This is a genomic window from Pseudomonas sp. CC120222-01a (genome assembly GCF_003097235.1).
GTDB lineage: Bacteria > Pseudomonadota > Gammaproteobacteria > Pseudomonadales > Pseudomonadaceae > Aquipseudomonas.
This window is the reverse complement of the sequence record NZ_QEQQ01000004.1, coordinates 116,962-129,245: the sequence shown is the minus strand read 5'-3', so window position 1 is coordinate 129,245 and position 12,284 is coordinate 116,962. Positions and strand designations below refer to the sequence as shown.

The window sequence follows — 12,284 nt, the reverse complement described above, 5'->3', positions numbered from 1 at the left end:
CGGTCAGAAGTCCTTGCGCAGTTGAACGCCGAAGTAGCGCCCGTCGTCGCGCGGCACCGCCCGGTAGATGTAGTCGCCGCCGCTGGCCAGCATCTGTGCGTACGACTTGTCGCCCAGGTTCTTGCCCAGCAACGCCACGCGCCAACCTGCGTTGTAGTCGGCCAAGGCGATGCTGGCGTTCCAGATGCCATAGGCGCCCTGCACGGTGTCGGGATTCTGGTCGAGGCTGAACTGCACCGAATCCTGCCAGCTGTAGTCACTGGACAGCTCCACATCCAGCCCGTTGTCCAGCGGGATCAGGTAATCGGCGCGCGCATAGGCTTTCCAGTCCGGCGTGAACGGCAGGCGGCCACCGTCGATGTCGCAGTTGGCCGCAGCACCTGCCGGGCAGTTGAAGTGATCGACCCGTGCCTTGGTATAGGCCGCTGCCGCCGAGAACTTGAGCTGGCGAGTGGCCTGGAAACTGGCATCGAGCTCGACGCCCTGGGTCTTGACCCTGCCGGCGTTGACCAGGCGGGTCACAACCTGGTTGGCCACGGTGTCGTAGAAGTTGGCCTGGTAGTTGTCGTAGTCGGTGTGGAACACCGCTAGGTTGGCCATCAGGCGGTTATCCAGTGCCGTGCCTTTGAGGCCCACCTCGTAGGCATCAGAGGTTTCCGGCTTGAGCGCCTCGGTGTCGCGCGGCTGCATGTTGAAGAACACGTTGTAGGCAGGGCCCTTGTAACCGCGCGAATAAGTCAGGTAGCCGGTGAGATTGTCATTGAAGTCGTACTGCAAGCCGGTACGGCCGCTCCACCCGTCCTCATCCACCGAACCGGAACTGGCCGTCGATGGCTGGATGCCCGTGACGGCAATGGGCGACGTCGACACGCGGCGGTGGTCGTATTCAAGGTCATCGTGGGTCCAGCGCAGGCCGAAGATCGCACGGAAATCTTCAGTGAAATTGAAGGTGTTCTCACCAAACAGCGCGACGCTGTCGTTGCTCGTCGAATAATCCGCCCTGCCCGTGTTCGCCACGCCGCTGTTGACCGAAAGCCGCTGGTACGTCTCGTTGGAGGTACCGTGCATGTAGAAGGCACCCAGTACGTATTCGTTGAACTGGCCCTTGGGCGAAGCCAGGCGGAACTCCTGGCTGTACTGGTCGTAGTCCACCGTGCCTTTGTCGTGGGAGGCGGTGATCGGCAGCAAGGCGCGGCGGTCGCCGTCCTGATACTGGGTATTGTCCCAGCCGCGCCAGGCGCTGATCGAGGTCAGGGTGTAATCGCCCAGTTGCCAGTCGAGCTGCGCCGACAGGCCCTGGTTGCGGTCGTCGACGCGAGTCTTGAAGTCACTGTTGATGTCACGGTTGTGAGTGCTGGGCGCGACCGGGCGCAATTGGCTGGCGATGGCCGTGCTGGCGCGGGTGATGACACCGCTGGGCAGCGTGTCCTCGCCGTTCATGTAGTCGGCAATCAGAGTCAGGCGCAGGTCATCACTGGCCTCGAACTCCAGCTTGCCGCGGGCGCCCTTGCGTTCGTAGCCGTTCACATCATGGCCATTGGCGACGTTTTCGACGTTACCGTCATAGTCGCCCCACAGGGTGCTCAACGAGCCCTTGAGCTGCTCGCTCAGGCGGCCGCCGATGCCGAAGCGCAAGCGGTTTTCGTTGCCGCCACCAAAGTGCGAGTAATCCACGTAGCCTTCGGGCTGCTCGGGGGCTGGTTTGCTGACGACGTTGAGTACGCCGGCAGAAGCGTTCTTGCCGAACAGTGTGCCCTGCGGCCCACGCAGCACTTCGATGCGCGCCAGGTCGAGCAGGTCGAGGGTGGACTGGCCGGGGCGACCGAACACCACGCCGTCGACCACTGTCGCCACGGTCGGTTCGACACCGGGCGAGGTGGAAATGGTGCCCACACCGCGAATGAACAGCGAGGTGTCCTTGTTCGAGGCACCGGCGCGGTAGTTGAGGGTCGGCACCTGCTGCACGATGCTGGCGACATTATTGCGGTTGTCGCGCTCGAGCTGTTCGCCATCGAGCACCGAAACCGCCACTGGCACTTCCTGCAGGGTCGATTCGCGGCGAGTGGCGGTCACCGTCACTGCGTCGAGCGCCGTGGCTTGCGGGGCGTTATCGGCCGCCTGCGCGGGTTGACCGATAGCGACCAGCAGCACGGCAGCAGCCAGCGGTTGGCGATGCTTGATCGGGAATGCGTTGCGCTCTTTGTACATGATGCTCACTGCCTTCGATGACCAGACCATGGCCCACACTCATGGGGCCGACGAGGTGTTGCTGTGGTTGTCTGGTCTCGCTCGTGCGAGTGGCAGGCGCTTGCCAACAGCAGCGCTTGTTAGCGCTAACATGATCAAGTATCAAAGCCTGATACTTAGCAGGTCAAATAATAAAAAGTCAGTTTTATATGCAATAAAGCTATTTGTAAGTCATGGCCTCGTTAGCGCTAACATCGCCTCATTTCCCCATGAGGCCAAACTGTGAGCCAAGCCAAGGAATCGTCCCGCAAGCGGCGCGGCGCAGGTCGCGTCACCCTCGCCGACGTGGCGCGGACCGCCGAGGTTTCGGCCATCAGCGTGTCGCGCTTCTTCAATCAGCCCGAACAGGTCTCCCCGCCCCTGCGCGCGCGCATCGAAGCGGCGGTGCAGGCGCTGGGTTACGTGCCCAACCTGGTGGCCGGCGGGCTGGCCTCGGCCCGTGGGCGTATCGTCGGCATGGTCATCCCGAACATTTCCGGGCCGATCTTCGCCCAGACCATTCAAGCCTTCAGCGACACCTTGAGCCGGCATGGCTACCAGTTGCTGCTGGCCTCCAGCTACTTCAGCGAAGCGCAGGAGGAAAGCGCGGTGCGCGCCTTTCTCGGCTGGTCGCCAGCGGCGCTGGTGGTAACCAGCCATTTCCACAGCCCGGCTACCGAAAAAATGCTGGCCGAGGCCGATGTGCCGGTGGTCGAGATCTGGGATTACTGCCCTGAGCGGGCGCCACTGCAGGTGGGTTTCCTGCACCATCAGGTGGGCGTGCAGGCCTGCCGCTACCTGTTGGAGAAGGGCCACCGGCGGATTGCGTTCGTGCAGAACAGCGCCGCTGGCGACCTGAGTGCGCTGGAGCGGCGCGACGGCTACATCGAGACGCTGCGTGAAGCCGGGCTTGAACCTTGGGTATTCGTGCCGTCGGCCGACTGCGCGCCGTTCGAGGCCGGCCGCCAGGCCATGGAGGCGCTGATCCGCCGCACGCCTCGGCCACAGGCGATCATCTTCGCCAACGATAACCTGGCCGCCGGTGCCCTCCTCGCCGGCCAGCGCGCCGGGCTGCGCTTGCCACACGACCTGGCGATCATGGGCTTTGGTGACTATCCGTTCGCCGAGATGCTGCTGCCGAGCCTGACCACATTGCGCCCGCCTTCGCGAGAAATTGGCGAACTGGCGGCGTTGCGGGTGTTGCAGCATCTGGGCAGCGTGGGGCTTGAGGGCGAGGTGCAGCGCTTGAACCTGCTGCAATGCGAGTTGATCGCGCGGGAAAGCGCGTGAGTGGTTGAGATTGCCTCGTCAGAGCAGCCATACACCCGACAGCGAAGTAAACTGACCGACTGCCCATCGTCCTCGTCAGGAGCACACTTGGAACTCAGACAGCTGCGCTACTTCGTCAAGATCATCGAACACGGCAGCCTTGGCCGCGCCGCGCTCGAACTGGAGGTCGGCGTCTCCGCCCTGAGCCAGCAGATCGCCAAGCTCGAAAGCGAGCTGTGCACCCGCCTGCTCAACCGCAGCAGCATGGGGGGCACGCCAACCAGCGCCGGCATGGCCTTCCTGCACCATGCCCAGCTCAGCCTGCGCTAGGCCGACAATGCCATCCCCGCCGCCCACCGTGGGCGCATGAGCGGCTACGTCACTGTCGGCCTGCCGCCGACCACCGCGACCGTGCTCGCCCTGCCGCTGATCAATGCCATGCGCGAGCGCTACCCCGACATCCAGCTGCACCTGGTGGAAATGCTCTCCGGGCACCTCGCCGCGCAGCTCAACGCCCGGCAGATCGACCTCGCCATCCTGTTCCAGCTCGAAGGTGGAAAACGCTGGAGCGTGACACCGCTGCTCGATGAACGGCTGTTCGTCATCACCCCCCCACAGCTACCCCACGCGCCCGAAGGCAGGCTTCCTGATTAGCGGCCTGGGGCTGGCGCATTCCGTTTTTCATCGGTTGCATGATCATCCCGTTCATCTTCATCATCCGCCGCTCGTTGCAGGAGACCGAAGCGTTCAAGGCCCGTGCACATCACCCAGGCGCTGCCGAGGTGTTCCGCTCGATGTGCGACAACTGGCGCACGGTGCTGGCCGGTGGTTTGCTGGCGGCGATGACCACCACGTTCTACCTGATCACGGTGTACACCCCGACCTTCGGCAAGACCGTGCTGCACCTGAGCACCACCGACAGCCTGGTGGTGACCCTGCTGGCCGGGGTCAGCAACTTTATCTGGCTGCCCATCGGCGGCGCCCTCTCCGACCGCATCGGCCGGCGCCCGCAGTTGTTGGCGATTTCCCTGCTGTGCGTGCTGACCGCCTACCCGGCGATGCACTGGCTCGCTGAAGCGGCCAGCTTCGAGCGCCTGCTCGCGGTGTTGTTGTACTTCTCGATGTTCTTCGGCCTGTACAACGGCGCCATGGTCGCGGCGCTGACCGAGGTGATGCCAGCGAACGTGCGGGTGGTAGGCTTCTCGCTGGCCTTCAGCCTGGCTACCGCGCTGTTCGGCGGCTTTACGCCGGCGGTTTCGACGCTGTTGGTGCAGGCCACTGGGGACAAGGCGTCGCCAGCGTTCTGGCTGATGTTCGCGGCGGTCTGCGGGTTCACCGCGACGACCGTGCTGTACCGCCGAGCCAAGCCCGTGGCGGCCAGCACCTGCTGAACATCGATTGCAAACCGGTGGTGCCAGCAGACTCAGCTGCTGGCTCGCACCCGGCGCATCACCACGGCGACCAGCAATACGTTGGTCAGCGCCAGCAGGCACAGGGTCAGCAACACCCCCATCGAACCAAAGTGCTCGAACAGAAAACCACCCACCACTGGCGTGAGTGCCTGCCCTATCAACGAAGGCCGCGACATGCGTCCCATCAGCAACACATATTGCGCTGGCGGCATCATCGCCAGCGGCAGCAGCCCGCGCACGATCGCCCGCAGGCCATTGCCGCAGCCAAACACCAGCAAGCCTACCGCCGTGGCTGCCGGGACAAAGGTCACCATCAGCAACCCGATCAGAACCAGGCTCACCCAGGCCAGCGCGGTCCAGATCGGGTGGCGCTTGCCCGCCAGGATCTGCAGCACCCGCGAGGCCACCTGGCTGGGCCCGAGCATCGCCGCCAGGCCGATGGCCGCCGGCAGCGAATGGCCGAGCCCCTGCAACACGGCCACCAGTTGCACGGCGATGGCGGTCATGATGATCGCGCCAATGGCGAACATGCTGGTCAGCAGCCAGTAGAGCTGGCGGTCGACGCCAACGGTTTCGCCTTTTGCCGGCGTCTTGGCGGGGACTTCAACCCGGCCACCTGCGGGCAGCACTCGCCAGTACAACGGCGCCACCACCACCATCAGCACCAGCGCATAGCACACACAGGTCGCCCGCCAGCCGAAGTGTTCGATGGCCAGGGCCACGGTCGGCCATGAAAGGGTCGAGGCGAAACCGGCAATCAGGGTGATGCCGGTAATGGCTTTGCCCGCACCTTCGCCATACAACCCGCCGAGGGTGGCGAACAGCGCTTCATACAAGCCCATGGCCATGCCGATGCCGATCACCGCCCAGGCCAGCAGGAACAGGCCGAGGGTGTGGCTGGCAGCCATGATCAGCAACCCCACCGCCACTACCGCGCCACTGGCGGCCATTTGCGGGCGGCCGCCGTAGCGGGCGACCAGTCGGCTGGACAACGGTGCCAATAGCGCTGAAACCATCAGGCTCAGGGACAGCGCGCCGTAGACCCATTGGCTGGGCCAGCCGGTGTCGCGACTGATCGGGTCGGCCATCACCGCCATGAGGAAGAACGAGCCGCCCCACACCAGGATTTGCAGCACGCCGAGGAGGACGATGCCGAGGGGGCCGGGCAGGCGGTGGTAAGTGTGCAAGGTGGGGCCTATTTCAGTTGCTGTGCGGGGGTGTCTGCACTGGCCTCTTCGCGGGCACGCCCGCTCCCACAGGGACCGCACTTCTTTCAGAGCTTGTGCAGTACCTGTGGGAGCGGGCGTGCCCGCGAAGAGGCCGGTACAGCCTTAGAGAGCTTACCCGCAGTCACCGTCACATGCCCGCCATCGATGTTTGATCCAGAGATATCATTGCGCGTGATAATAGCTTTCGCTCCGTTCGATTCGTGCGTCACGCGCAAGACACTCACACTCCGCCCACTACTAATACATTGGCGGAGTTCTCCATGGATCACTCACTCAAACCCTTGCGCTTCCCCCTCGCTGCCCTGGCAGTGGTGGTGCTCAGCGCTTGTGGCCGCACCCCCGACGCCGTGCAGGCTCCCGCCGCGCCCAAGGTCAGCGTCGCCAAGGTCATCGAGCAGCCGATCAACGAATGGGACGAGTTCACTGGCCGCCTGGAAGCGCCGGAAACCGTCGAAGTGCGCCCACGGGTCTCCGGCCAGATCGACCTGGTGGCCTTCACCGAAGGTGCCCAGGTGAAGAAAGGCGACCTACTGTTCCAGATCGACCCGCGCCCGTTCCAGGCAGAGGTCCGCCGCCTTGAAGCCCAGCTGCAACAGGCCAAGGCCACCGCCATCCGCAGTGCCAACGAAGCCCGCCGTGGCGAGCGCCTGCGTGACAGCAACGCCATTTCCGCCGAGCTTGCCGAGTCGCGCAGCAGCGCCGCTGCCGAAGCCCGCGCTGGGGTCGATGCGATCCAGGCCCAGCTCGACCTGGCCCGCCTGAACCTCAGCTTCACCCGCGTCACCGCGCCAATCAGCGGCCGCGTCAGCCGTGCCGAATTCACCGCCGGCAACATCGTCACCGCCGATGTCACGCCGCTGACCAGCGTGGTCTCCACCGATAAGGTGTATGCCTACTTCGACGCCGACGAGCGCGTGTACCTCAAGTACACCCAGCTGGCGCGTGAGGGCCAGCGCGGCCAGAGCACCCCGGTGTACCTTGGCCTGACCAACGAAACCGGCAACCCGCACCTGGGCCAGATGAACTTCGTCGACAACCAGGTCAACCCGCGCACCGGCACCATCCGTGGCCGTGCCGTGTTCGACAACCGCGACGGCCAGTTCACCCCCGGCCTGTATGCCCGCCTGAAGCTGGTCGGCAGCGCCCAGTACGACGCTGTGCTGATCAACGACGAAGCGGTCGGCACCGACCTTGGCAAGAAGTTCGTGCTGGTCATGGACAAGGACAACAAGGCCGCCTACCGCGCCGTGGAACTGGGGCCGAAGCTCGAAGGCCTGCGCATCGTCCGTAGCGGCCTGGCCAAGGACGACCGCATCGTGGTCAAGGGCCTGCAGCGCGTGCGCCCTGGCTCGCCAGTAACTCCGGAAGAAACGCCGATGGCCAGTGAACAGACCCTCGCCGCCCTCGCCCAACAGCGCCAGGCCCTCGAGGCCAGCAACCCGGCGCCGAAAGTGGCCGGCACCACTGAAAAAGTCGCCAGCGCCCAGGCGCCACGCGGTTAAGGGACCACACCGATGAACTTTTCGAAATTCTTCATTACCCGGCCGATCTTCGCCGCGGTGCTGTCGCTGGTGCTGCTGATTGCGGGTTCGATCTCGCTGTTCCAGCTGCCGATCAGCGAATACCCCGAAGTGGTACCGCCGACCGTGGTGGTGCGCGCCAACTTCCCCGGTGCCAACCCCAAGGTGATCGGTGAAACCGTCGCCGCGCCGCTGGAGCAGGCCATCACCGGTGTCGAGAACATGCTGTACATGTCCTCGCAGTCCACCGCCGACGGCAAGCTGACCCTGACCATCACCTTTGCCCTGGGCACCGACCTGGACAACGCCCAGGTGCAGGTGCAGAACCGCGTCACCCGTACCCAGCCCAAGCTGCCGGAGGAAGTGACCCGGATCGGTATCACCGTCGACAAGGCTTCGCCCGACCTGACCATGGTCGTGCACCTGACCTCGCCGGACAACCGCTACGACATGCTCTACCTGTCCAACTACGCCATCCTCAACATCAAGGATGAGCTGGCGCGCCTGGGCGGCGTCGGTGACGTGCAGCTGTTCGGCATGGGCGACTACTCGCTGCGCGTGTGGCTCGACCCGAACAAGACCGCGTCGCGCAACCTGACCGCCAGCGACGTGGTGGCCGCGATCCGCGAGCAGAACCGCCAGGTCGCCGCCGGCCAGCTGGGCGCCCCGCCCGCCCCCGGCTCGACCAGCTTCCAGCTGTCGATCAACACCCAGGGCCGCCTGGTCAACGAGGAAGAGTTCGAGAACATCATCATCCGTGCCGGTGCCGATGGCGAGATCACGCGCCTGAAGGACATCGCCCGGGTTGAGCTCGGCTCCAGCCAGTACGCCCTGCGTTCGCTGCTGAACAACCAACCGGCCGTGGCCATTCCAATCTTCCAGCGTCCAGGCTCCAACGCCATCGAGATCTCCGACGAAGTGCGGGCAAAGATGGCCGAGCTGAAGAAAGACTTCCCGGAAGGCATGGACTACAGCATCGTCTATGACCCGACCGTGTTTGTCCGCGGCTCCATCGAGGCGGTTGTGCACACCCTGTTCGAAGCGCTGATCCTGGTCGTGCTGGTAGTGATCCTGTTCCTGCAGACCTGGCGCGCCTCGATCATCCCATTGATGGCCGTACCGGTCTCGCTGATCGGTACCTTCGCGGTGATGCACCTGTTCGGCTTCTCGCTCAACGCCTTGTCGTTGTTCGGCCTGGTGTTGGCTATCGGTATCGTGGTGGACGACGCCATCGTCGTGGTGGAGAACGTCGAGCGCAACATCGGGCTGGGCCTGAAACCGCTGGAAGCCACCCAGAAAGCCATGAGTGAAGTGACCGGGCCGATCATCGCCACGGCGCTGGTACTGTGCGCGGTGTTCGTACCTGCTGCGTTCATTTCCGGCCTTACCGGGCAGTTCTACAAGCAGTTCGCGCTGACCATCGCCATTTCCACGGTGATCTCGGCATTCAACTCGCTGACCCTGTCGCCGGCACTGGCTGCCGTGCTGTTGAAAGACCACCACGCACCGAAAGACCGCTTCTCGCGGTTCCTCGAGCGCCTGTTGGGCAGCTGGCTGTTCGCCCCGTTCAACCGCTTCTTCGACCGTGCCAGCCACAGCTACGTCGGCGGCGTGCGCCGGGTCATCCGCTCCAGCGGCATTGCCCTGTTCCTTTATGCCGGGCTGATGGGCCTGACCTACCTGGGCTTCTCGTCCACGCCGACCGGTTTCGTGCCGGCCCAGGACAAGCAGTACCTGGTGGCCTTCGCCCAGTTGCCTGACGCCGCCAGCCTCGACCGCACCGAGGCGGTGATCAAGCGCATGAGCGAAATCGCCCTCGAGCAGCCAGGCGTGGCCGATTCGGTGGCCTTCCCGGGCCTGTCGATCAACGGCTTCACCAACAGCCCGAACAGCGGCATCGTGTTCACCCCGCTCAAGCCGTTCGACGAGCGCAAGGACCCGAGCCAGTCGGCTGCGGCGATTGCCGCCGCGCTGAACGCCAAGTTCGCCGACATCCAGGATGCCTATATCGCGATCTTCCCGCCTCCGCCCGTGCAAGGCCTGGGCACCATCGGCGGCTTCCGCCTGCAGATCGAGGACCGCGGCAACCTGGGCTACGAAGCGCTGTACAAGGAAACCCAGAACATCATCGCCAAGAGCCACAACGTGCCGGAACTGGCGGGCCTGTTCACCAGCTACCAGGTCAACGTGCCGCAGGTCGATGCCGCCATCGACCGGGAAAAGGCCAAGACCCACGGCGTGGCGATCACCGACATCTTCGACACCCTGCAGGTCTACCTGGGCTCGCTGTACACCAACGACTTCAACCGCTTTGGCCGCACCTACCAGGTCAACGTCCAGGCCGAGCAGCAGTTCCGCCTCGATGCCGAGCAGATCGGCCAGTTGAAGGTGCGCAACAACCTCGGCGAAATGATCCCGCTGGCGACCTTCCTCAAGGTCAGCGACACCTCCGGGCCTGACCGGGTGATGCACTACAACGGCTTCATCACTGCCGAGATCAACGGTGCCGCAGCCCCTGGCTACAGCTCCGGCCAGGCCGAGGCGGCGATCGAGAAGCTGCTCAAGCAAGAGCTGCCCAACGGCATGACCTTCGAGTGGACCGACCTGACCTACCAGCAGATCCTCTCGGGCAACACCGCGCTGTTCGTGTTCCCGCTGTGCGTGCTGCTGGCCTTCCTGGTGCTGGCCGCCCAGTACGAGAGCTGGAGCCTGCCGCTGGCGGTGATCCTGATCGTGCCGATGACCCTGCTGTCGGCCATCACCGGGGTGATCGTGTCGGGGGGTGACAACAACATCTTCACCCAGATCGGCCTGATCGTACTGGTGGGCCTGGCGTGCAAGAACGCGATCCTGATCGTCGAGTTCGCCAAGGACGAACAAGCCAAGGGCCTCGACCCGCTGGCGGCGGTACTGGAAGCCTGCCGCCTGCGTCTGCGGCCGATCCTGATGACCTCGATCGCCTTCATCATGGGCGTGGTGCCGCTGGTGTTCAGCTCCGGTGCCGGCTCGGAAATGCGCCATGCCATGGGTGTGGCGGTGTTCTCGGGGATGATCGGCGTGACCGTGTTCGGCCTGTTCCTGACCCCGGTGTTCTTCTTCCTGATCCGCCGTTTCGTCGAGCGTCGCCAGGCCCGCAAGGCCGAGCACGCAGCCGTGCTGGAGAACCACGCATGAACCTGCTCAAACCGTTGACCCCGAGCCTGCTGGCGCTGGCCCTGGCGGCCTGCGCGGTCGGCCCGGACTACAAGACCCCGGACACCGAACCCGCAAAGTTCGACAGCACGGATGTGCAGGCCAAGGCCTTCGACCGCAGCCGCTTCGAAAGCGTGTGGTGGAAGCAGTTCGACGACCCGGTGCTGAACCAGCTGGTGCAGGCATCGCTGGACGGCAACCGTGACCTGCGCGTGGCCTTCGCCCGCCTCAAGTCGGCACGGGCGATCCGTGATGACGCCGCCAACGACCAGTTCCCGGTGGTCACCAGCCGCGCCAGCAGCGAGATCGGCAAGGGACAGGTCCCTGGCCAGACCACCCAGCGGGTCAACCAGGAACGCTACGACCTGGGCCTGGACATGGCCTGGGAGCTTGACCTGTTCGGCCGCATCCAGCGCCAGATCGAGGCCAGCGAAGCCCAGGAAGCGGCGGCCCAGGCCGACCTGCAACAACTGCAGGTGAGCCTGATCGCCGAACTGGTTGACGCCTACGGCCAACTGCGCGGGGCGCAACTGCGCGAAAAGATCGCCATGGCCAACCTCAAGACCCAGCAGGAGTCACGCAGCATCACCGTGACCCTGCGCGACGCCGGGGTAGGCAACGATCTCGACGTGGTCCGTGCCGATGCCCGCCTGGCGGGGGTCGAGGCCACCGTGCCGCAGTTGCAGGCCGAACAGGCCCGGGCGCGGCACCGCATCGCCACCCTGCTCGGCCAGCGCCCGGACGCGCTGAGCGTCGACCTGTCGCCCAAGGCCTTGCCGGCCATCGCCAAGGCCTTGCCGGTGGGCGACCCGGGCGAGTTGCTGCGCCGCCGCCCGGATATCCGCAGCGCCGAGCGCCAGCTGGCCGCCGCCACCGCCAATGTCGGCGTGGCCACCGCCGACCTGTTCCCGCGGGTGAGCCTCAGCGGCTTCCTCGGTTTTACCGCCGCCCGTGGCTCGCAGATTGGCTCTTCCGCAGCCAATGCCTGGGCGCTGGGCCCGAGCATCACCTGGGCCGCCTTCGACATGGGCAGCGTGCGGGCTCGCCTGCGCGGCGCCAAGGCTGATGCCGAAGGCGCCCTGGCCAATTATGAACAGCAGGTGCTGCTGGCCCTGGAAGAGTCGGCCAACGCCTTCAGCGACTATGACAAGACCCAACAGCGTTTGCTGTCGCTGATGCGCCAGAGCGAGGCCAGCCGCAAGGCCGCCGACCTGGCTTCGGTGCGCTACCGCGAGGGCACGGTGGATTACCTGGTGCTGCTCGATGCCGAACGCGAGCGCCTGAGCGCCGAAGACGCCCAGGCCCAGGGCGAGGTCGAGCTGTACCGCGGCATCGTCTCGATCTACAAGGCCCTCGGCGGTGGCTGGCAGCCGGAGACCGTCGCCAGCGCACGCTGATCCGCCCCGTTTCAACGACTCCTTTGGTTGGTTCCTCCC

6 protein-coding genes and 2 pseudogenes are annotated in these 12,284 nt (G+C 65.0%); 6 read left to right on the top strand and 2 right to left on the bottom strand.

Translation table 11 applies throughout. The features are described 5' to 3' along the window. Nucleotides 1–3 precede the first annotated feature (3 nt). Nucleotides 4–2,208, bottom strand: coding sequence for a TonB-dependent receptor (locus tag N430_RS07680; protein WP_110635206.1), 2,205 nt, complete (start codon nucleotides 2,206–2,208; stop codon nucleotides 4–6). 261 nt (nucleotides 2,209–2,469) lie between these two features. Here N430_RS07680 and N430_RS07675 point away from each other — a divergent pair, with 261 nt between their 5' ends. The 3 genes and pseudogenes from N430_RS07675 to N430_RS07665 all read left to right on the top strand — a co-directional run. Next, the gene (locus tag N430_RS07675; protein WP_110635212.1) at nucleotides 2,470–3,516 is read left to right on the top strand and encodes a LacI family DNA-binding transcriptional regulator; all 1,047 of its coding nucleotides are present in this window, start codon (nucleotides 2,470–2,472) and stop codon (nucleotides 3,514–3,516) included. 87 nt (nucleotides 3,517–3,603) lie between these two features. Further along, nucleotides 3,604–4,134 (top strand): annotated as a pseudogene (locus N430_RS07670) (LysR family transcriptional regulator); the annotation flags it as partial. Nucleotides 4,135–4,145: 11 nt separating this feature from the next. Next, nucleotides 4,146–4,886, top strand: a pseudogene (locus N430_RS07665) (MFS transporter); the annotation flags it as partial. 32 nt (nucleotides 4,887–4,918) lie between these two features. Here N430_RS07665 and N430_RS07660 read toward each other — a convergent pair. Beyond that, a complete protein-coding gene (locus N430_RS07660; RefSeq protein ID WP_110635554.1) occupies nucleotides 4,919–6,043 on the bottom strand; it encodes an MFS transporter in 1,125 nt (374 codons plus the stop codon). Nucleotides 6,044–6,396: 353 nt separating this feature from the next. On the opposite strand from N430_RS07660, the gene mexE reads away from it, so the two are divergent. From mexE to N430_RS07645, 3 genes are read left to right on the top strand one after another with little or no spacing between them, the layout of a single operon-like run. After that, complete coding sequence (mexE, locus tag N430_RS07655; RefSeq protein ID WP_110635215.1) at nucleotides 6,397–7,638, top strand: multidrug efflux RND transporter periplasmic adaptor subunit MexE; 1,242 nt, start codon at nucleotides 6,397–6,399, stop codon at nucleotides 7,636–7,638. Between the two features lie 12 nt (nucleotides 7,639–7,650). Next, nucleotides 7,651–10,830 carry an efflux RND transporter permease subunit gene (locus N430_RS07650; RefSeq protein WP_103447103.1) on the top strand — a complete coding sequence of 1,060 codons (3,180 nt, stop codon included), beginning with the start codon at nucleotides 7,651–7,653 and terminating at the stop codon, nucleotides 10,828–10,830. Further along, the gene (locus tag N430_RS07645) at nucleotides 10,827–12,245 is read left to right on the top strand and encodes an efflux transporter outer membrane subunit (protein ID WP_110635220.1); all 1,419 of its coding nucleotides are present in this window, start codon (nucleotides 10,827–10,829) and stop codon (nucleotides 12,243–12,245) included. The genes N430_RS07650 and N430_RS07645 overlap by 4 nt, the downstream gene beginning before the upstream one ends. The last annotated feature ends 39 nt before the right edge of the window (nucleotides 12,246–12,284 follow it).

Excerpts from the sequence above, each read along its gene's own strand:
- N430_RS07680 (WP_110635206.1), bottom strand. The coding sequence starts at position 2,208 with ATGTACAAAGAGCGCAACGCATTCCCGATCAAGCATCGCCAACCGCTG.
- mexE (WP_110635215.1), top strand. The coding sequence starts at position 6,397 with ATGGATCACTCACTCAAACCCTTGCGCTTCCCCCTCGCTGCCCTGGCA.
- N430_RS07650 (WP_103447103.1), top strand. The coding sequence starts at position 7,651 with ATGAACTTTTCGAAATTCTTCATTACCCGGCCGATCTTCGCCGCGGTG.
- N430_RS07645 (WP_110635220.1), top strand. The coding sequence starts at position 10,827 with ATGAACCTGCTCAAACCGTTGACCCCGAGCCTGCTGGCGCTGGCCCTG.